Origin of the sequence: Thermovenabulum gondwanense (assembly GCF_001601575.1) — a bacterium.
Lineage (GTDB): Bacteria > Bacillota > Thermosediminibacteria > Thermosediminibacterales > Thermosediminibacteraceae > Thermovenabulum > Thermovenabulum gondwanense.
Window position 1 is genome coordinate 59,035 of sequence record NZ_LOHZ01000043.1, and the last position, 19,659, is coordinate 78,693.

Consider the following 19,659-nt stretch of genomic DNA (forward strand, 5'->3'; position numbering starts at 1 on the left):
AATAATGCGAAGAATTTTTAATATATTTAAAAGGGATTTATCAGGCAGTTTAAGGGATTCGCTGCTTTTGTATATGATAATTGCGCCTGTTATTTTAGCTCTGGTTTTAAGGTTTTTTATTGCTGGAGCCGATGCTGCGGCATTGCAGTTTGCGGTGGATAAAAATGTTGAAGGGGAAATAATTGAAGAATTGAGAAAATACGGCAGGGTGGAAGTTTTTGACGATGAAAAAGGTGTGGAAAAAAGGATATGGGGTGCGGATGATGTTGCGGGGATAATAAAGGTCGGGGATGAGTACAAAATAATTTTAGAAGGGAATGAATCCGGTGACACAAAAGAGCTCACTCAAATGATAATGCAGGACATCCTGTATCATAAAGATACTGGGGTTAATTTCATTGTAAAGGATTTGGGAAGGAAGAATTCGCCTGTAGCGGTAGTTGAAGCCGCATCGCTTTTATTAATGCTTTTTGTCTTATCCGGAGCGGTTATAGGTTTTAATATAATTGAAGAAAAAGAATCTCAAACTTTAAGTGCTCTATCCGTTACTCCAATGAAACGATATGAATACATTATCGGTAAAAGCTTAACGGGTATATTACTTCCACTAATATTAGGGTATATTCTTATATGGTTTCTTGGAATAAAGAATGTAGATTCAGGGAAACTTTTTGTAATGACTTTATGCGGAACTATAATAGCCGTTTTAGTAGGTTTTATAGTGGGGTCTCTAAGTGGTAATCAGATTGCGGGGATTGCAAATTTGAAGGTGCTCGGAATAATTTTATCGGGCTCCGTGGTAGGTGCTTTGATGCTTCCTGAAGATAAGCAATTTTTGCTTTACTGGATTCCTACCTACTGGTCTTTCAAGGGTTTTTATGGAACCTTTATAGGAAATATTTCCTGGAGGCAAATAATCATCTACAATGCATGGGCTGTTGGGTTAAGCATTTTTATACTTTCTTTGTTTAAACGAAAGGGAGTTATGAATTTTATCCAATTAAATCGATAAATTAAAAATCTTCTTGATTTTGTTTAAACCTTTTTATATAATATTATTGGTAATTTAAATAGCTTTTTCCTTTTTTAAAGAAAAATTAAATACATGGATGAAGGGTGCGGGAGAGACCCTGTATGGGGCGCCGAAGGGGAAAGCGAAGGGTCGCGAAACTCTCAGGCAAAAGGACCGCATCCCGACAGCCCCTGGAAAATTAATCCAATTAATGGGGTAAGGATGGAGCCTTAAAGGAAAATTATCACAAAATTATTTTAAGGCTACAGGGAGGAATAAGACTCTTAAAGGAGTTTTATTCCTCTTTTATTTTTCACCGGAATAACAGGGGAAATTTAACAAAAAATAAAAATATGACGGTAAGGGAGTGGTTTGAATGATCGAGCTTAATGCAGAAAACTTTGAACAGGAGGTATTAAAAGCAGAAGGGCCGGTGCTGGTAGACTTCTGGGGACCAAAGTGCGAGCCCTGCAAAGCATTGATGCCCCATGTGGAAGAATTGGAGAAGAAGTACGGCGACAGGGTTAAATTCTGCAAATTAGACACTTCTAAAAACATGCGCCTTGCCATTAGCCAGAAAGTAATGGGGCTTCCCACGCTTATCATCTATAAAGGAGGGGAGAAGGTAGATCAGGTCACAAAGGATGTTACGGTGGAAATGATTGAGGAAATGATAAAGAGGAATATTTAAAATTCGGGGGTGAAAGGATGAAACTGGAATTAGGGCTTTTTTATGTGAAGGATGTGGTTCTGGGAGACAGAACCAGCTTTGAAAACGGCATTCTCACCGTGGATAAAAAAGGCCTTACCGATTATTTGATGGAGGACGGCAGGATAAAAGATGTATGCCTTGATATTGCCCGGCCGGGTGAAGAGGTAAGGATAATACCCGTTAAGGATGTTATAGAACCCAGGGTGAAGGTGAGCGGAAAGGGTACGGTTTTTCCCGGTTTTCTGGGTAAGCCCCTGACGGCAGGGGAAGGAAGGACTCACGTTTTAAAGGGAATGTCGATAGTGACCTGCGGAAGAATCGTAGGTTTTCAGGAAGGCATTATAGATATGAGCGGTCCCGGAGCGGAGTATACTCCTTATTCAAAGCTGGTAAATCTGGTAGTAATAGCAAATCCTGTGGAAGGTCTTACTCAGCATGAACACGAGGAAGCCATAAGGCTTGCGGGATTAAAGGCGGCATCATTTGTAGCCAAATGTGTAAAGGATAAGGTGCCGGAAGAAATCAGGACTTACGAAACAAAGCCCTTCCCTGCAGCTATTGCGGAATACCCGCATTTACCCAAAGTAGCCTATGTTTATCAGCTGCAAAGCCAGGGACTTTTACATGACACTTATGTTTACGGGGTGGATGCTAAAAAGATAATTCCTACCCTTATTTACCCCACGGAATTGATGGATGGAGCTATAGTAAGCGGAAACTGCGTGTCTGCCTGTGATAAAAATACTACCTATGTTCATATGAATAACCCCGTTATAGAGGAGCTCTACCGTCGCCACGGAGAGGATATTAACTTTGTGGGTGTGATAATTACCAATGAAAATGTCACCCTTGCCGATAAGGAAAGGTCATCGGATTATACTGCTAAGTTAGTAGAGTACTTAGAGCTTGACGGAGTAATCATTACGGAAGAAGGATTTGGAAATCCGGACACGGACTTAATCATGAACTGCAGGAAAATTGAAGAAAAAGGTATTAAAACGGTATTAATCACCGATGAATACGCCGGAAGGGATGGAGCTTCCCAGTCTCTGGCAGATGCGGACCCGAAAGCGGATGCGGTGGTAACAAGCGGAAATGCCAATGAAGTAATCGTCCTCCCGCCGATGAAGAAAATTATCGGGCTTTTAGATACCGCTACCTTAATTGCGGGAGGTTCCCAGAAATCCTTAAGGGAAGATGGCAGCATTGAGATAGAAATTCAGGCTATCACCGGTGCCACTTCCGAAGTGGGCTTTACAAAATTGAGTGCGGTAACTTATTAGAGAAAAATTAGAAGAAGGAGGCTTTTAATATGTTTGAAGGCAAAAAAATAGTCATTGTAGGAGACAGGGATGGCGTTCCCGGCCCTGCAATTGAAGCGTGCATGAAAACCACAAAAGGTGAAGTGGTATTTGCTACCACCGAATGCTTTGTCTGAACAGCCGCCGGTGCGATGGACCTGGAGGTCCAAAAAAGGATAAAAGAATTTGCCGAACAATACGGCCCGGAAAACGTCGTGGTCATTCTCGGGGGTGCGGAACCCGAAGCAGCGGGAATTGCAGCGGAAACCGTTACCAATGGCGATCCTACTTTTGCAGGTCCTCTGGCAGGAGTATCCCTTGGACTTGCCGTTTACCACATTGTGGAACCTGAAGTAAAAGAAGCAGTGGATAAGGATGTGTATGAAGAAAATGTGGGCATCATGGAAATGGTACTGGACGTGGAGGGGCTCAGCTCGGAAGTAAGAAAGTACAGGGAGCAGTACTCCAAATATAAAGCTTAAAGGGGGTTCCCTTTTATGAAAAAATTCAGAGTGGTACACTATATTAATCAGTTCTTTGGTCAGATCGGCGGGGAAGAGAAAGCCGATATCCCTCCTTTAGATAAGGAGGGCCCGGTTGGTCCGGGAATGGCTTTCAACGCGGCTTTTTCCGGAGAAGCGGAAATAGTAGGAACTGTAATTTGCGGTGACAGCTATTTCAATGAAAACCTTGAGCAGGCATTAAAGGACGTTCTGGAGAGGATAAAAAAATACGAACCGGACCTGGTAATTGCAGGGCCTGCTTTTAATGCGGGGCGCTACGGCATGGCCTGCGGCAGGCTCTGCAAGGCGGTTAAAGAAACCCTCAATATCCCTGCAGTTACCGGTATGTTTATGGAAAACCCGGGAGTGGAAGTATACAAAAAAGATGTGTATATCGTTGAGACCGCAGGATCGGCTGCAGGTATGAGAGAAGCGGTTCCCAAAATGGCAAAATTGGCTCTAAAACTCGCTAAAGGAGAAGAAATAGGCCTTCCCCGGGAGGAAGGGTATATTCCCAGAGGCATAAGGAAAAACGTATTTGTGAAAGAAAACGGAGCGATAAGGGCCGTGGATATGCTGGTTAAAAAATTGAAGGGTGAACCCTTTGTTACTGAATATCCCATGCCGGATTTTGACAGGGTAACTCCCGCGCCGGCTATAAAAGATCTGAAATCGGCAAAAATCGCCTTAGTAACATCAGGAGGCATAGTGCCAAAGGGGAATCCTGACAGGATTGAGGCATCCAGTGCTTCAAGGTTTGGTAAGTACGACATCGAAGGTGTGGACTTCTTGACCCCCGAAACCTTCCAGACGGCCCATGGAGGATATGATCCCACCTATGCCAATCAGGATCCCAACCGGGTACTTCCCGTTGATGTAATGAGGGAATTAGAAAGGGAAGGCGTTATCGGCAAACTCCACAGATACTACTATGCAACGGTGGGTAATGGAACTTCGGTAGGAAATGCGAAGAAGTTTGCTCAGGAAATAGCAAAAGAACTTGTGGCGGATGGTGTACAGGCGGTAATCCTTACCTCTACCTGAGGGACGTGTACTCGTTGCGGTGCAACGATGGTAAAAGAACTGGAAAGGGCAGGCCTACCAACCGTTCATGTATGTACAATAGTTCCTATATCCCTGACGGTAGGAGCGAACAGAATCGTCCCCGCAGTTGCCATACCACATCCCCTTGGCAATCCGGCCCTTACAAAGGAACAGGAAAAAGAACTGAGAAGGAAACTGGTATTAAAAGCGCTGAACGCACTGACCGTAGATGTAGACAGGCAGACCGTATTTGAGTAAGGAGGGCGTTTATGTCGGGTGCTGTTATTTCCGGTGCCAGCTACATTTTGGTCCACGTTCCCCACATCATGATGGTAGCTGGCACCACCCAGCTTTTAGAAAAAGATAATCCCCGTTCGGATTATTATAAAAAAGCATTTTCCCATATCCGAAATTACGAAGACGCGGTAGCTTATGCGCCGAATCAAGCTTATATCGGAAACATGTTTCCCGATGATTTAAAGAATATTAAAAGGCCCTGGTATCAAAACCCAATTCCCGGAGCAAAGAGATTCGGGCTTTACGGGGAAATCATGCCGGAAGATGAGTTTTTCGGACTCATGGCGATTTCCGATGTATTTGACCTGGTAATACTGGAAAAAAATTTTGTGGAAAGAATAAAGGAAAAACTTTCATCTCACCCTCTTATTACCGAAAATGATCTGAAAAGACTGAAGCCGGGCCAGTCCAAGGAAGTCATTGAAAGGTATATAGAGGAAGGGGCAGTCGAATTAAAAGCTTCTGAAGAACTTATAGGCTGTGTTAGGAAAGCCCATGACAGGGATGAAACCCTGTCCTCCCATGTAATGGTAGAAAACCTGGCTACCAAGGCTTCCGCCGTCCTTGCCTTGAAACATTTATTTAAGAACACCGGTGTTGCTCCGGAAGAAATTGATTACATCATAGAGTGCTCGGAAGAAGCCTGCGGTGATATGAACCAGAGGGGTGGAGGAAATTTTGCAAAAGCAATCGGTGAAATTGCCGGATGCCTGAATGCCACGGGGGCCGATATGAGGGGTTTCTGTGCAGGACCTACCCATGCTCTGATAGCCGCGGCCTCTCTTGTCAACAGCGGAGTATATAGAAAGGTGGCGGTAGTAGCGGGAGGAGCGACGGCGAAACTCGGCATGAACGGCAGAGACCATGTGGCAAAGGGCATGCCCCTTTTGGAGGACGTTCTCGGAGGATTTGCAGTACTTATTTCGGAAAATGATGGAATAAACCCCGTGATCAGGCTTGATTCCATAGGTAAGCATACCATCTCTGCCGGCGCATCGCCCCAGGCTGTCATGCAGTATGTGGTTTACAATCCTTTGGATGCTATAGGTTTAAAACCCACCGATGTGGATAAGTACGCCCCCGAGCTGCAAAACCCGGAGATTACGGAACCTGCCGGAGCGGGGGATGTGCCCAAAGCCAATTATAAGATGATAGCGGCGATCGGCGTAAAGCGTGGGGATATTAAAAAAGAAGAAATGGATTCTTTTGTGGACAAACACGGAGTTCCGGGCTTTGCGCCTACCCAGGGGCATATACCTTCGGGAGTTCCGGTCATAGGGCATGTGAGGGATAAAATTCTGGAAGGCACCATGACAAGGGCGATGATTATAGGAAAAGGTAGCCTTTTCCTGGCCAGGATGACCAATCTTTTTGACGGTATATCTTTTATAATGGAGAAAAACCCCGGAATCAAAAAAGAAGCACCGAGGGATATCGATCTAACTTCCTGTGTGGCCGAGGCTTTCAGGGAGTTTGCCGAATACCTTGAAAAGAGGGGGAAGACCGATGTCCCTTGATAAAGCACAGTTCTTTAGAAGCCTGGCCGATGCCTTGGAAAACAAAAATAAAAGTAAAGATGTGACCGTGGGTATAACCCTTATAGGAAGCGAACACCCTGCAGAAATGATAGCTTTTTCCGCTAAAAGAGCAGAAAAGGCCTTGAATATAAAGGTGCTGGCAATAGGGCCAAAAAATGAAGCGGAAAAAGCGGGGCTTTCTTTTGAAAATGCGGAAAACTTAGAGGAAGCTCACCGGATAATGGAAGGGCTTCTTGATAGCGGTAAAATAGATGCGGCGGTAACCATGCACTACAATTTCCCCATAGGTGTCTCTACTGTCGGCAGGGTGGTAACCCCTGCAAAAGGTAAGCCCATGCTTATAGCCACCACCACCGGCACCGCCTCGGCAAACAGGGTTGAAGCGATGATCAAAAATGCGGTTTACGGTATAATTACGGCCAAAGCCTTGGGGATAGAAAATCCAGGCCTGGGGATATTGAATGTAGAAGGAGCAAGACAGGTGGAGAGGGCCTTAATAAACCTTTCAAAGAACGGGTATAAAATAAACTTTGCCTCTTCCATTCGTTCGGATGGTGGAACGGTAATGCGCGGCAATGACCTATTGAACGGTTCCTGCGATGTTATGGTGACAGATTCGCTTACCGGCAACCTTTTGATGAAAATCTTTTCAGCTTTCACCACCGGCGGGGACTACGAAGCCCTCGGGTGGGGATACGGACCGGGGATAGGGGAAAACTACGAAAGGCTTATTCTTATTCTTTCCAGAGCATCCGGAGCTCCTGTAGTGGAGGGGGCAATACAATTTGCCGCAGAGCTTGTAAGGGGCAATATAAAAAAGGTCGCAAAAGAGGAATTTGAAAAGGCAAAGGCGGCGGGAATTGAAGAAGTCATTAAGGAAATAAAAGGAAAAACGCAAGAGATGGAAAAGGACGAAGCAATACCGCCTAAAAAAGGGGTAACCGAAGAGATCGCGGGGATTGATGTACTGGAAATAGAAAATGCAGTAAAAACCCTGTGGAGGAGCGGTGTTTACGCTGAGAGCGGAATGGGCTGTACAGGCCCGGTAATCCTGGTAGCTGAGGAGGACATAAGTAAAGCTCTGCAAATCTTGAGAGAAAAAGGTTATATCACAGGCTAAAAGAAAAGCCGGGGAGAATTCCCCGGTTTTTTACTTTATTCGGGTTCATATTCCTTTTTTGTTTTATCCGGAAACACTTTTATCATTGTTTTAATCAAAATGTAAAAAAGAGTAATTGCCGAAAAAATGCCCACCATGCTTATTCCCATTATTCTCAACGTCTCATAGAAAACGGACATTTTATTTCGCCTCCAAAAAATTTATTTTACAAGGAGCAGTATTAAGCTGCCTGCAATTATTGAACCTATCTGCCCTGCGACATTTGCCCCAACTGCCTGCATCAATATAAAGTTTGATGGGTCTTCCTTTTGGGCAATTTTTTGAATTACCCTTGCGGACATGGGGAATGCAGAAATACCTGCCGCACCTATCATGGGGTTTATTTTTTCTTTCAAAAATAAGTTTAAAATCTTTGCAAATATTACACCGCCGGCAGTATCAAACATAAAGGCTACAAGCCCCATTGCCAGTATTAAAAGTGTTTTTGGATTTAAAAACTGCTCTGCTGTCATTGTAGAGCCTATGGTTATACCCAGCAGAAGAGTCACAATATTTGCCAGCTCGTTTTGTGCTGCTTTGGAAAGCCTGTCCAAAACTCCGGAAACCCTGACGAGATTTCCGAACATCAATGAGCCCACGAGAGCTACACTTATGGGAGCGATCACACCCGCGATAATCGTCACTACTATAGGGAATAAAATTTCTACCTTTCTGGAGATAGATACATCAAACTTTGGCTTCATTTTTATCCTTCGTTCAGAAGGGGTAGTTAGAAGCTTAATTATGGGTGGTTGTATAATGGGCACCAAAGCCATATAGGAATAAGCCGCTACCGATATGGGAGCCAAAAGATGCTTGGCGAATTTGGTTGCAACATAGATGGATGTAGGTCCATCGGCAGCGCCGATAATTCCTATTGAAGCGGCTTCTTTTAAACTAAAGCCGAAAAGTGCCGCTAAGGACATGGTGAAAAAAATACCGAACTGGGCCGCAGCGCCAAAAAACAGCATAAAAGGCTGCTTCAATAAAGGTTTAAAGTCTATCATTGCCCCCACGGCTATAAAAATCAGTATGGGAAATAATTCCGTTAAAATACCAGATTTGAAAAGGATTGTAAGAAAGCCCTCATCACCTATTGCAGAGGAAAAGGGGATATTGGCAAGGATAGCTCCAAATCCTATAGGCAAAAGGAGCATGGGCTCGTATTCTTTTTCTATTGCTAAGTAAATCAAAAGCCCTCCAATTGCAAACATTATAATATTTTGAACGGTAAGGCTTTTTAAACCAAATAATAGATCTTCCAAAGCTAAAACCTCCACTATCTAAAATTTAAAAAATACAATATACATAATACTATTTTAAGCCCTTATTGGCAACTAACTTTTTTATTAACTTACTATAACTTTGTAACCACAGCCAGTCCTCATAAATATTATAGTTATATGGTTAATCCTATCAAAATAGGGGGGAAGATCAAGGTGAAAAAGATTTTGGTGTTCTTGCTGATTTTATCAATGCTGGTTCTTTTGATTGGAGGATGTGCAAAAACCGGGCAAACTTCTTCCGATAACACCGGCAGTAATGTAAACGCAAAAACGAATTTTCCGGGAGTTACTCCATTGAGCCCCGCAGTTAAGGTAACCGTCGGCATGAAGCAGGTGGTATCCGATGCGGGTGTATTAATAGGAATGGCAAAGGGATACTATAAGGAGCTGGGAATTGAAATTGAGGCGGTTCAATTTAACACCGGGCAGGAGATGATAAATGCCCTGGGTGCCGGCCAGTTAGATGTGGGTTGCACCGTAACCTCCTCGGGTCTTTTCAACGCTATGCTGAGAGGAATACCTGTAAAAATTGTTGCAGACAAAGGGATAAATGTACCCGGGAAAGGCTATTACAGACTTATAATAAGGAAGGACTTAGTAAACGAAATTAAGGATTTTGCGGATTTGAAAGGGAGAAAGCTTGCAGTAGTGGGAACGGCCTCTCTTGATGAAATCTGCCTGGATAGGGTGCTTAATAAAGCAGGTATTACTACAAAAGATGTAGATCTTCAGGTAATCCGGGCATTCCCGGATATAGTTGCGGCAATGAGCAATAAGAGCATTGACGGCGGTATGGTGATAGAACCCTTCGTGACATCCGCTGTAGAAAAGGGCATAGCCGATCCATGGAAGGATCCGGCGGAATACGACCCCGATGCTCAAATAGCCCTTTTGGTATACGGAAAAAGCATGATGGAAAGACCGGAAGTGGCAAAAAGATTTATGCTGGCCTATATAAAATCCTTGAGGGACTACAACGATGCCTTCTTTAAAGATAAAAATAAAGACGAAATAATTTCCATACTTGCCGAATATTCTACCGTTAAGGATAAGGAACTTTACAAGAAAATGTATCCGGTTGGATTAAACCCCAACGGATACGTGAGAATGAAGGGAATTCAGGCGGATATTGACTGGTACAAAAAATACGGCCTTTTGACGGGAGATATTAAAGCTGAAGATGTGGTGGATAATAGCTTTGTAGATTATGCCCTTTCTGTACTCGGAAAGTATGAATAAGAATTTGGCCGAAACCTCTGGTTTCGGCCAAATTTTAAAATAAAAAGCGAGGTGGCTTGCATGAACATCATGGCCGACAAAGGAGCTGGGGATTTGAAAAGTGAAATAATGGTAGAAAAAAAAGAAAACAAGGATGCTAAACGGTGGCAGGAGACAAATATTTTTACGAATTTAGTAGCGATACTCACACCGTTGATTTTATTGCTTTTATGGGAGTTTATGGCCGAAAGGCATTTTATAGATGTAAGGCTGTTTTCGAGCCCTTCCAGGATATTCAAGACACTTGTTCCCCTTCTATTGAGCGGTGAATTGATTTATCATACCTTCATCAGCATAGAAAGGATTTTGCTGGGTTTTCTGGTTGGCTCGGTACCAGCAGTACTACTCGGGATAATTATGGGCTTAATTCCGACGGTAAGGGCAGCTTTGATGCCGCTCATTTCCATAATGTTTCCCATTCCCAAGCTGGCTATTATGCCCCTCATATTAATCGTTTTCGGATTGGGGGAAGCTTCAAAAATTTTTACAATAGCCATTGGTGTATTCTTTCTGGTGTTAATAAATACCATGGCAGGGGTAATGAGCATAGACACCATTTATATTGATGTGGCCAAGAGCTTCGGAGCAAAGCCGCTGCAAATTTACCGGACTGTTGCAATTCCGGGAGCTCTACCCATGATTTTTGCAGGGTTCAAGCTGGGAATGGGAACGGCCCTTTTACTGATCGTGGCGGCCGAGCTTTCCGCCGCCAGGGCCGGAGTTGGATGGATGATATGGCGGGCATACGACATGTTTGATATAGAAAGGATGTTTTGCGCACTTTTGGTGCTTGCTTTTTTAGGCTATGTTTTTTCTTACGCTTTAGAGTTTTTAGAAAAAATTGCCATACCCTGGAAACATCGATAATAGGAAGGAAGAGTAAAAATGCTTCCGGAAGAAATTATAAAAATTCAGGGTCTGACCAAAACCTTTAAAAATAAAAAATCAAATTTGATGGCTCTTGAAAATATTAACCTTTCTATAATTGACGGCGAATTTTTATGCATTGTTGGCCCTTCCGGATGCGGAAAAACAACCCTTCTTAGAATCCTGGCTGGGCTTGAAAAGCAAACGGAAGGCAAGATATATATAAAACCGAAAAATCCCGGGGGGTTAATTACCTCCATGGTTTTTCAGGGGGATTCTCTTTTTCCGTGGATGAGCGTTATTGAAAATGTGGAATACGGTTTAAAAATAAAAGGAGTAGATAAGAAGCAAAGGCGAAAGATGGCCCTGGAATTTCTTGAAAAAATGGGTTTAAGAAAATTTGCCGATTATTACCCGCACCAGATTTCTGGTGGGATGAAACAGAGGGTAAATGTGGCAAGGGCTTTTGTCAGCGACCCGGATATACTTTTGATGGATGAACCCTTTGGAGCTTTAGATGAGCAGAACCGGTTAATACTACAGCAGGAATTGCTCAGGATATGGGAAGGAAGCGAAAAGACCACTATTTTCATCACCCACAGCATAGATGAGGCATTGTTTTTGGGAGATAGAATAGTGGTTATGACGGCCCACCCCGGAAAAATTAAAGCAATGTTGAAGGTTGATATTGAAAGGCCCAGAGAGTTATTGAAGCTCAGGACATCACCTCATTATAACGAACTATATAAGACCATATGGGAACTCTTGGAAGAAGAGGTAAGAAAGGCTGAAGAAACAAGAGGAGTGAAAAGAAATGTTTAATCTTGCAATGGTTTTATTGCTTGCAATAGCAGTAAGCATGGACAGCTTGAGTTTTGGGATTGTTTACGGTATCAGAAATATCAAAATACCGGTTTTTTCTCAGGCAGTAATTGCCCTTTTTTCAGGTAGCGTATTTTTTGTATCAATGCTTTTGGGAAAGGGGCTTTGTTTCTTTTTACCCGAAAAATTTATCGAGTATCTGGGCAGCTTTATTTTTTTTGCAATCGCCTGTATCTACTTTTTTAAGGCAACTTTGAAAAAATATTCGGGAGATACAATTGCAACCCTTAGCATAAAACCTCTCGGCATAGTAATAAAAATATTAAAGGAGCCCGAATCCGCAGATTTAAATGTATCTGGAGAAATTGATTTAAAAGAGTCGATTTTTTTGGGTATCGCACTGGCTATAGATGCGGCGGCCGCTGGAGTTGGTGCGGCTACATCGGGTTTTTCAATTCTTAGAACGAGCCTTTTAATTACCGGGGTAGAATTTTTATTTTTAAGAGGAGGATATCTGATCGGAAGTAGATTTTACAGAAGGTATGAAAATAAAGAAAATTATATTTTCCCGGCGATAATATTTATAATACTTGGTTTTCTTAAATTAATAAATTAAATTAATTAAGATATACAGAAAATACAATATTTATAAAATGTCATTAAAAAAAAGGAAATTTTTTATTTTTGTAGAATATAATTTTATCATCACAATTTTATCAAATTTTTATCACAATATTGGAAAATCCCGGGAGGTGAGGGGGGAAAAGTTTTAATCCAAAATTTAATCAATATTTTTTAATCAAAGGAGGAATTTACCGGTGTTTAGAAAGATAATTGCCCTTTTATTGATTGCGGTCACCTGTCTTGGGTTGGTGGCCTGCGGCAGTACGGGAAAACAAAGTTCGTCTAATACCAATAATCAACAGCAGCAGCAACAACAAAAACCATCTTATAAAATAGCTATGTACACCAACACCGTATCCCAGAACGAAGAGGAATTCAGATCAGCCGAACAGGCGCAGAAGAAATACCCGGATATTATCGTTACCCAGACTATGCCCGACAACTTCATGAAAGAACAGGAAACTTTGATAGCCAACGCAGTGGCTCTGGTTTCCGATCCCAATGTTAAAGCACTCATTATGAACCAGGCGGTGCCCGGTGCTGCAGCGGCTTTCGAGAAGATTAAGCAGCAAAGGCCGGATGTACTTTTGATCGCCATTACTCCAGCCGAACAGGATATAATAGGTACCAAAGCCGATGTGGTAATTCAAGCGGATGAACTTGCCATGGGTTACAAAATGGTAGAACAGGCAAAGAAGTTCGGAGCAAAGGTGTTTGTGCATTATTCCTTCCCCAGGCATATGTCCTATCCACTTCTGGCCAGAAGGAGGGACATATTGAAGGAAGAATGTGCAAAAGCCGGTATTAAATTCGTAGATGCTACCGCTCCCGATCCCACCGGCGATGCCGGATTGCCCGGAGCTCAGCAGTTTATAATTGAGGATATTCCGAGAAAAGTGAAAGAATACGGTAAAGATACCGTTTTCTTCAGCACCAACTGCGGTATGCAGGAACCCTTGATAAAGACCGCTTTAGAGCAGGGAGCTATGGTGGTCCAGCAGTGCTGCCCGAGCCCCTTCCACGGCTATCCTACAGCTCTTGGAATTAATATACCTCCCGACAAAGCCGGCGATGTGGATTACGTAATTCAGCAAATAAAAGCCAAGATTGCTGAAAAAGGTGGAACCGGCAGATTCTCCACCTGGCCGATACCCGCAGGTATGTTAATGGCAGCAGCTGCGGTAGAATATGCAAAACTCTATGCTGAAGGAAAATTAAAGGACAAGAATGATCCCGAAGCCTTGAAGAAATGCTTTGAAGAGGTATCAAAAGGTGCGAAGATTGACATAGGCAATTATGTAGAAAAAGGTGCGGATGGTAAAGAAATCAAGCATGAAAACTTCTACATGATTTTGAGCGATTATATAACTTTCTAATATATAGAGAATTTTATAAAGATTGCCGCCAAAAGGCGGCAATCTTTTAATAATACTTTTTTTTATTTTTTTAGTTTAAAGAGGTGAAGGAATTATGGTAGAAAATAACGGAACACAACACGTGATTGAACTTAAGAATATAGAAAAAGAATATTTCGGGAACAGGGTTTTAAAGGGCGTCAGCCTCTCGGTAAAGCCCGGAGAAATCCATGCCCTTGTGGGCGAAAACGGAGCCGGAAAATCCACCCTGATGAACATAATTTTCGGGATGCCCGTGATTTTTAATACCGGAGGATTTAACGGGGAGATAATTTTTAACGGTAATCCGGTAAAGATTAGGTCTCCAAGGGATGCCATGGAACTGGGCATAGGAATGGTACACCAGGAATTTATGCTTCTTCCCGGTTTTACCATAACGGAAAATATTAAACTCAACAGGGAAATATTAAAAGACAACGCTGTGAGCAAGATCTTTGGACCGAGATTGAAGACCTTAGATGTGGAAGCGATGAGAAGGGATTCTAAGAGAGCGCTTTCGGAACTCGGGATGACTGTGGATGAGTGGCTGCCAATAGCTGGGCTTCCGGTAGGTTATATGCAGTTTGTAGAAATCGCAAGGGAGATAGATAAAAGGAACGTTAAACTATTGATTTTTGATGAGCCTACTGCGGTATTGACCGAAAGTGAAGCTGAAAAGCTTCTACAGGCTATGAGAATAATCTCTTCAAAGGGCATAGGGATACTTTTTATTACCCACAGGCTTAATGAGGTGATGGCAGTAGCAGAAAGAATTACGGTTTTAAGGGATGGAGAAAAGGTAGGAGAAATGAACAAAGATGAAGCTACCGTCGAGAAAATAGCCCAGCTTATGGTAGGCAGGAAAGTGGAAAGGGTAGAAAAGAAGAAATCCAAAGAAACCGAGCAGGAGATAATACTTTCAATAAGAAATCTTTATGTGGATATGCCGGGAGAAGTAGTAAGGGGAGTTAATCTGGATGTAAAAAAAGGTGAAATTCTGGGGATAGGCGGTTTGGCCGGACAGGGGAAAATAGGCATAGCCAACGGTATAATGGGACTTTACCGGGCAAAGGGCCAGGTATATAAAAATGGAAAAAAAATAGAGCTGAACAACCCAAGGAAAGCCATGGAAAGCGGTCTTGCCTTTGTTTCGGAAGATAGGAGAGGCGTGGGGTTAATGCTGGATGAATCAATAGAATTAAATATTGCCATCGGGGCTATGCAGGTAAAAGGAAAATTTTTAAGAAACTTTTTCGGGACAAAGCTTTTGGATGAAAAAAGCGTAAGGGAAAATGCGTTGATGTATATAAAGGAACTCGATATAAGGTGTACCGGGCCTGACCAGATTACCCGGCGGTTAAGCGGTGGAAATCAACAGAAGGTATGTATTGCAAAAGCTTTGGCCTTAGAACCGGAAATATTGTTTGTTTCGGAACCGACAAGAGGAATAGATGTAGGAGCTAAAAAGCTCGTACTGGACCTTTTGGTTAAATTAAACGAAGAAAAAGGAATGACGATTATAATGACCTCCAGCGAGTTGGGGGAGCTTCGCTCTATTTGCGACCGCATAGCCATTGTCTATGAGGGCAAAATTGAAGGCATTTTAAGTCCTTACGATTCGGATACGGATTTTGGTTTAATGATGGCAGGAGAATACAGTTCCCATTCAAAGGAGGCAACGAGATGAAGGGATTGTGGAAAAAACTCATTGATAGATACGGTTATCCAAAGGTATTCATTTCAATTCTTCTTTTTGTACTATTAATAATTGCAATTATTCAAAAGCAAAATATTTATGGGTTATTAAGGGATTCTTTGGTTAGAATCGGAATGAACAGCGTGCTGGTACTGGCAATGGTACCAAGCATAGTTTCGGGCACCGGTCTGAACTTTGCCCTATCCATAGGTATAGTTTGCGGAATATTAGCGGGCTGTATTACCATTGAAATGAATATAATCGGATTGAAGGGATTTCTGACCGCGGTGATGCTCTCCATACCGTTATCGGTAATAGCCGGGTATTTGTATGCAATGCTTTTAAACCGGGTAAAGGGCGATGAAATGACCGTAGGAACTTATATGGGATTTTCAGTAGTTTCGGTTATGTGTATCGCCTGGCTATTATTACCTTTCAAAAATCCCGAAATGGTATGGGCAATAGGCGGAAAAGGTTTGAGGACCACCATTACCCTTGCGGGAAAATACGACAAAGTACTGGACCGGCTAATAAAAATTCCGGGTCTTGACCTCCCGCTGGGGACCCTATTGTTTTTCGCATTTTGCTGTTTATTGATGTGGCTATTTTTAAAATCGAAGACGGGTATAGCCATGATGGCTGCCGGGAGCAATCCTATTTTTGCAAAAGCTTCGGGAATAGATGTTGACAAGCAGAGAACAATTGGCACGATACTTTCCATGGTCCTCGGCGGCATAGGTATCCTGGTATATGCTCAAAGCTATGGGTTTTTCCAGCTATATACGGGTCCTTTAATGATGCCATTTGCTGCAATATCCGCAATACTTATCGGCGGTGCTACTGCAAGAAAAGCCAATATTTCCAACGTAATTTCCGGGGTTATCCTTTTTCAGGCCTTATTGACAATTGCCCTTCCCGTTATAAACAAAATGATGCCGGAAGGTAATTTATCGGAAGTAGTAAGGATAATAGTAAGTAACGGAGTAATTTTATATGCATTGACAAAAGTAGGAGGGAACGATTGAAATGAATAAAAACGATTTTTCAAGCAAAACTTTGAGGTTTATAAAGAATAATTCGGTTCCTTTCTTGTTTTTAATAATCTGTATCGGAGGAGTAATAGCATCAAGGTTAAGTATTAACTATATCTTAAATGAAATAGTGAACCGTTTGGATAGAAACCTTTTTTTGGTGCTCTCGTTAATTATTCCCGTAGTAGCGGGTATGGGACTTAATTTCGCCCTTGTGGTGGGTGCTATGGCGGGACAAATCGGACTGATTGCGATAAAGGTCCTGAACGTAAAAGGGATAGCGGGGCTTTTCCTTGCTGCTATTATTTCAATACCCTTTGCCCTTTTATTCGGATACGGCACGGGGAAGATTTTAAACAAAACCAAAGGCAAGGAAATGATTACAAGTCTTATTCTGGGGTTTTTTGCTATGGGTCTTTATCAGCTCGTTTTTCTTCTATTTGTCGGTACGATCATACCCATTAAAAATCCTGAAATTGTACTTCCCGGAGGAGTTGGGCTTAAAAATGCCATCGACCTTAAAATAATTCAGTACGCTTTAGATGACCTTTTGAAAGTTAAAATTATGGGTATAAATTTACCCCTTGCTTCCTTTATTCTAATAGGATTGTTATGTCTTTTTACCCGTTTTATTTTGAAAACCAAGCTGGGGCAGGATTTCCGGGCTTTAGGGCAGGATATGCACGTGGCGGAAGTTGCGGGAATAGATGTGGACAGGACAAGGCTTATAGCCATCACCATTTCCACCCTTCTTGCCGCCTGGGGCCAGATAATATTTTTACAGAACATTGGTACCCTCCAAACCTACAGCAGCCATGAACAGGTAGGAATGTTTGCCGTTGCGGCAATACTCGTAGGTGGTGCTACGGTTACAAAAGCTACTATCGGCAACGCTATTTTGGGGACCATCCTTTTCCATACATTGTTTATCGTATCTCCCAATGCGGGGAAAAATCTTTTCGGTGATCCTCAGATAGGAGAATTTTTCAGGTCCTTTGTGGCCTACGGAGTTATAGCTGTATCGCTGGTGCTCCATGCTATGCAAAAGCACTTCAGCGCCGATGAAAAGATGGAAACCGCTGAGTGAGAGGAGAGAAAAAAATTGCTTTTAAAGGAAAAGTTGCAGAAAGCCATAAAAATGATGGAACAGGAAGGGCTGGATGTCCTTTGTATAGGCCCTTCACCGGATCTGGAATACCTTACAGGACTTAACCCTTTAAGTGACGAGAGGTTTAAGGCATTATTCCTTCTAAAAAATGGCCTTTACTTTTACATTTCACCGGAGATTTGCGTAGAGGAATCGAAAGAAGCCCTTGGAGATGAGGTTCCGGTGATATCCTGGGGAGACTCCGAAGGTTTTCTAAAGGCTATAGAGAAAGCAAAAGAAGAATTTGGATTAAATAACGCTAAGGTAGGAGTTAACGGTGGAATAAGGGCGGTCGACGTTATTGATATTAGCAGGGTTTTAAATGTAATTTTTTTAAATGCCACCCGCTTAATGGAAGAATTAAGAATAATTAAGACCAAGGATGAAGTAGAAAAATTAAAGAAAGCTGCGGCGGTCGCCGATGAGGTAGCAGAAAAAGTTGCAGGATTTATCAAACCCGGGATGACGGAAAAGGATATTAAAGAAATGGTAGAAAAAATGCTTCTGGAATTTGGAGGAGAAGAACTTGCTTTTGAAACAATCGTAGCCTCCGGTCCAAACAGTTCAAAGCCACACTATAATGAATACTCCCGGAGGATCCAGGAAAAAGATGTAATAATTTTGGACTTTGGATGCCGGGTAGGAGGATTTTGTTCGGATATTTCCAGGACGTATTTTGTGGGAGAACCCACTGAAGAACAAAGGAAAATTTATGATATTGTCCTGAAAGCAAACAAAAAAGGGGAAGAAGCGGTAAGGGAAGGAGTTACTGCCGAAGAAGTGGATAGGGCTGCAAGGAATGTAATAAAAGAAGCGGGATACGGAGAATTTTTCTTTAACAGGGTCGGACACGGGATAGGATTTGGTGTGCACGAAGCTCCCTACATCATGGAAGGAAATAAAACTGTTTTAAAAAGCGGAATGGCTTTTAGCGTGGAGCCGGGAATTTATATACCCGGAAAGTTCGGGATGAGGGTGGAAGATATAGTCGTAGTTACCGAAAAGGGGTGCGAGGTGTTGAATAAAGCCACCAAGGATATGATTATAATATAATTAAGAATAATTAAGACAATTAATTAAAGGGTTGATTAAAAAGTCAACCCTTTAATTTTTACAGGGGTATTTGAGAGGAATTTTTGAAAATACATTAAAACCTGTTGATTTAATTAGGGCGGATGAATTAAAATCGATTTTGTGCTTTTTAATGATGGGGAGAGGTGGCTGCTGTGGAGGTTATGGAGGCCACTATGGGCATTCCGCCGGAAGGCATGACCATTACGGAACAGGCGATAATGGAGAATATGCCATAGATCCTGTTTGCGGCATGAGACTGTCCCTTTACGGCTAAAACCGAATAATTTTTTGGATAACATGTTAATGCCACAAATTATCCAGGATAATTTCGCCACATAATTAAAGCATGAAATTTGGGAATAATAATTTTGAGCTTATTAATCTTTTGCAAAAGTGGGGGAAAAATAATGATGCATTGGTTTTACCGCGGTTGGGGTTATTATAATGGAGGAATTATAATGTATTTTATGATGTTTTTATGGGTATTGTTCTGGGCTGCAGTGATATATGTAATTTATAAATTCATAAAGTCAATTTCGATAAATGGAGCCAATAAAAGAATTAATTTAACAGAAACACCAATGGAAATCCTGAAAAAAAGATACGCTGCTGGGGAAATTACAAAAGAAGAATATGAAAAGATAAAGGAAGAGTTGGATAAAACCTGATTTAAAAAAGCGCCTTTTTAAGGGCGCTATTTTAATAGGACATTATCACATAATAACAACAATTTTGATAATATAATTGTGTCAAGATTCTATGAAAATGTCACCCCAAGAGGGGTAGTTTTATTCAGAGAAAATGTCACCTTTTCTTATGGCCCTAACCAAGTATATTTACCCATCTTGATGTGTCAAGGGTAAAATGAACGCTT

General features: G+C 42.1%; 20 protein-coding genes and 1 riboswitch. Of the genes, 18 read left to right on the forward strand and 2 right to left on the reverse strand.

Annotation, left to right across the window (positions count from 1 at the left end; translation table 11 throughout):
• Positions 1–4: 4 nt before the first annotated feature.
• The 7 genes from ATZ99_RS10555 (at position 5) to grdD (ending at position 7,527) form a co-directional block, all read left to right on the forward strand.
• The gene (locus ATZ99_RS10555; protein ID WP_068749198.1) at positions 5–1,012 is read left to right on the forward strand and encodes an ABC transporter permease; all 1,008 of its coding nucleotides are present in this window, start codon (positions 5–7) and stop codon (positions 1,010–1,012) included.
• Between the two features lie 97 nt (positions 1,013–1,109).
• Positions 1,110–1,199: riboswitch (glycine riboswitch) on the forward strand.
• 189 nt (positions 1,200–1,388) lie between these two features.
• Positions 1,389–1,703: a thioredoxin TrxA gene (gene trxA, locus ATZ99_RS10560; RefSeq protein ID WP_068749199.1), complete on the forward strand. Its 315-nt coding sequence runs from the start codon at positions 1,389–1,391 to the stop codon at positions 1,701–1,703.
• A 17-nt stretch (positions 1,704–1,720) separates the two neighbouring features.
• Positions 1,721–3,007, forward strand: coding sequence for a glycine/sarcosine/betaine reductase component B subunit (locus tag ATZ99_RS10565; RefSeq protein ID WP_068749200.1), 1,287 nt, complete (start codon positions 1,721–1,723; stop codon positions 3,005–3,007).
• 29 nt (positions 3,008–3,036) lie between these two features.
• Complete coding sequence (grdA, locus tag ATZ99_RS10575; protein ID WP_083947470.1) at positions 3,037–3,507, forward strand: glycine/sarcosine/betaine reductase complex selenoprotein A; 471 nt, start codon at positions 3,037–3,039, stop codon at positions 3,505–3,507.
• 15 nt (positions 3,508–3,522) lie between these two features.
• Complete coding sequence (grdB, locus tag ATZ99_RS10580) at positions 3,523–4,830, forward strand: glycine reductase complex selenoprotein B (protein ID WP_083947471.1); 1,308 nt, start codon at positions 3,523–3,525, stop codon at positions 4,828–4,830.
• A gap of 11 nt (positions 4,831–4,841) precedes the next feature.
• Complete coding sequence (gene grdC / locus ATZ99_RS10590; RefSeq protein WP_068749205.1) at positions 4,842–6,386, forward strand: glycine/sarcosine/betaine reductase complex component C subunit beta; 1,545 nt, start codon at positions 4,842–4,844, stop codon at positions 6,384–6,386.
• Positions 6,376–7,527, forward strand: a complete 1,152-nt coding sequence (grdD, locus tag ATZ99_RS10595; RefSeq protein ID WP_068749206.1) for a glycine/sarcosine/betaine reductase complex component C subunit alpha — start codon at positions 6,376–6,378, stop codon at positions 7,525–7,527. The genes grdC and grdD overlap by 11 nt, the downstream gene beginning before the upstream one ends.
• Positions 7,528–7,562: 35 nt before the next feature.
• Here the strand turns inward: grdD and ATZ99_RS11900 are convergent, their stop codons facing one another.
• Both ATZ99_RS11900 and ATZ99_RS10600 read right to left on the reverse strand, forming a co-directional pair.
• Entirely contained in the window at positions 7,563–7,706 is a 144-nt protein-coding gene (locus ATZ99_RS11900; protein WP_157074754.1) for a hypothetical protein, read from the reverse strand.
• Between the two features lie 21 nt (positions 7,707–7,727).
• Positions 7,728–8,831, reverse strand: a complete 1,104-nt coding sequence (locus ATZ99_RS10600; protein ID WP_068749207.1) for a sodium ion-translocating decarboxylase subunit beta — start codon at positions 8,829–8,831, stop codon at positions 7,728–7,730.
• Positions 8,832–8,969: 138 nt separating this feature from the next.
• Here ATZ99_RS10600 and ATZ99_RS10605 point away from each other — a divergent pair, with 138 nt between their 5' ends.
• From ATZ99_RS10605 to ATZ99_RS10655, 11 genes are all read left to right on the forward strand, one after another.
• Positions 8,970–10,091 (forward strand): ABC transporter substrate-binding protein, encoded by a 1,122-nt coding sequence (locus tag ATZ99_RS10605; RefSeq protein ID WP_068749208.1) that lies wholly within the window; start codon positions 8,970–8,972, stop codon positions 10,089–10,091.
• A gap of 108 nt (positions 10,092–10,199) precedes the next feature.
• Positions 10,200–10,997 (forward strand): ABC transporter permease, encoded by a 798-nt coding sequence (locus ATZ99_RS10610; RefSeq protein ID WP_068749221.1) that lies wholly within the window; start codon positions 10,200–10,202, stop codon positions 10,995–10,997.
• 18 nt (positions 10,998–11,015) lie between these two features.
• On the forward strand, positions 11,016–11,819 hold the full coding sequence (locus tag ATZ99_RS10615) for an ABC transporter ATP-binding protein (protein ID WP_068749209.1): 804 nt from the start codon (positions 11,016–11,018) through the stop codon (positions 11,817–11,819).
• A complete protein-coding gene (ytaF, locus tag ATZ99_RS10620; RefSeq protein ID WP_068749210.1) occupies positions 11,812–12,435 on the forward strand; it encodes a sporulation membrane protein YtaF in 624 nt (207 codons plus the stop codon). Before ATZ99_RS10615 ends, ytaF begins: the two co-directional genes overlap by 8 nt.
• A 202-nt stretch (positions 12,436–12,637) precedes the next feature.
• Positions 12,638–13,819, forward strand: a complete 1,182-nt coding sequence (locus tag ATZ99_RS10625) for a DUF3798 domain-containing protein (RefSeq protein ID WP_068749211.1) — start codon at positions 12,638–12,640, stop codon at positions 13,817–13,819.
• A 94-nt stretch (positions 13,820–13,913) separates the two neighbouring features.
• Positions 13,914–15,524 (forward strand): sugar ABC transporter ATP-binding protein, encoded by a 1,611-nt coding sequence (locus ATZ99_RS10630; RefSeq protein WP_068749212.1) that lies wholly within the window; start codon positions 13,914–13,916, stop codon positions 15,522–15,524.
• On the forward strand, positions 15,521–16,558 hold the full coding sequence (locus tag ATZ99_RS10635) for an ABC transporter permease subunit (RefSeq protein ID WP_068749213.1): 1,038 nt from the start codon (positions 15,521–15,523) through the stop codon (positions 16,556–16,558). The genes ATZ99_RS10630 and ATZ99_RS10635 overlap by 4 nt, the downstream gene beginning before the upstream one ends.
• Position 16,559: 1 nt before the next feature.
• Positions 16,560–17,651: an ABC transporter permease subunit gene (locus ATZ99_RS10640; protein WP_068749214.1), complete on the forward strand. Its 1,092-nt coding sequence runs from the start codon at positions 16,560–16,562 to the stop codon at positions 17,649–17,651.
• A gap of 15 nt (positions 17,652–17,666) precedes the next feature.
• Positions 17,667–18,764 (forward strand): M24 family metallopeptidase, encoded by a 1,098-nt coding sequence (locus ATZ99_RS10645; RefSeq protein ID WP_068749215.1) that lies wholly within the window; start codon positions 17,667–17,669, stop codon positions 18,762–18,764.
• A 70-nt stretch (positions 18,765–18,834) separates the two neighbouring features.
• Complete coding sequence (locus tag ATZ99_RS10650; RefSeq protein WP_068749216.1) at positions 18,835–19,059, forward strand: hypothetical protein; 225 nt, start codon at positions 18,835–18,837, stop codon at positions 19,057–19,059.
• A gap of 184 nt (positions 19,060–19,243) precedes the next feature.
• Positions 19,244–19,453, forward strand: a complete 210-nt coding sequence (locus ATZ99_RS10655) for an SHOCT domain-containing protein (RefSeq protein ID WP_157074755.1) — start codon at positions 19,244–19,246, stop codon at positions 19,451–19,453.
• The last annotated feature ends 206 nt before the right edge of the window (positions 19,454–19,659 follow it).

Bases quoted from the DNA above. Each gene is read 5' to 3' on its own strand.
- ATZ99_RS10630 (WP_068749212.1), top strand. From the start codon at position 13,914: ATGGTAGAAAATAACGGAACACAACACGTGATTGAACTTAAGAATATA.
- ATZ99_RS11900 (WP_157074754.1), bottom strand. From the start codon at position 7,706: ATGTCCGTTTTCTATGAGACGTTGAGAATAATGGGAATAAGCATGGTG.
- ATZ99_RS10635 (WP_068749213.1), top strand. From the start codon at position 15,521: ATGAAGGGATTGTGGAAAAAACTCATTGATAGATACGGTTATCCAAAG.
- ATZ99_RS10610 (WP_068749221.1), top strand. From the start codon at position 10,200: ATGGTAGAAAAAAAAGAAAACAAGGATGCTAAACGGTGGCAGGAGACA.
- ATZ99_RS10655 (WP_157074755.1), top strand. From the start codon at position 19,244: ATGTATTTTATGATGTTTTTATGGGTATTGTTCTGGGCTGCAGTGATA.
- ATZ99_RS10555 (WP_068749198.1), top strand. From the start codon at position 5: ATGCGAAGAATTTTTAATATATTTAAAAGGGATTTATCAGGCAGTTTA.
- ATZ99_RS10615 (WP_068749209.1), top strand. From the start codon at position 11,016: ATGCTTCCGGAAGAAATTATAAAAATTCAGGGTCTGACCAAAACCTTT.
- grdD (WP_068749206.1), top strand. From the start codon at position 6,376: ATGTCCCTTGATAAAGCACAGTTCTTTAGAAGCCTGGCCGATGCCTTG.
- ATZ99_RS10565 (WP_068749200.1), top strand. From the start codon at position 1,721: ATGAAACTGGAATTAGGGCTTTTTTATGTGAAGGATGTGGTTCTGGGA.
- grdC (WP_068749205.1), top strand. From the start codon at position 4,842: ATGTCGGGTGCTGTTATTTCCGGTGCCAGCTACATTTTGGTCCACGTT.
- ATZ99_RS10640 (WP_068749214.1), top strand. From the start codon at position 16,560: ATGAATAAAAACGATTTTTCAAGCAAAACTTTGAGGTTTATAAAGAAT.
- ytaF (WP_068749210.1), top strand. From the start codon at position 11,812: ATGTTTAATCTTGCAATGGTTTTATTGCTTGCAATAGCAGTAAGCATG.
- trxA (WP_068749199.1), top strand. From the start codon at position 1,389: ATGATCGAGCTTAATGCAGAAAACTTTGAACAGGAGGTATTAAAAGCA.
- ATZ99_RS10605 (WP_068749208.1), top strand. From the start codon at position 8,970: ATGGTTAATCCTATCAAAATAGGGGGGAAGATCAAGGTGAAAAAGATT.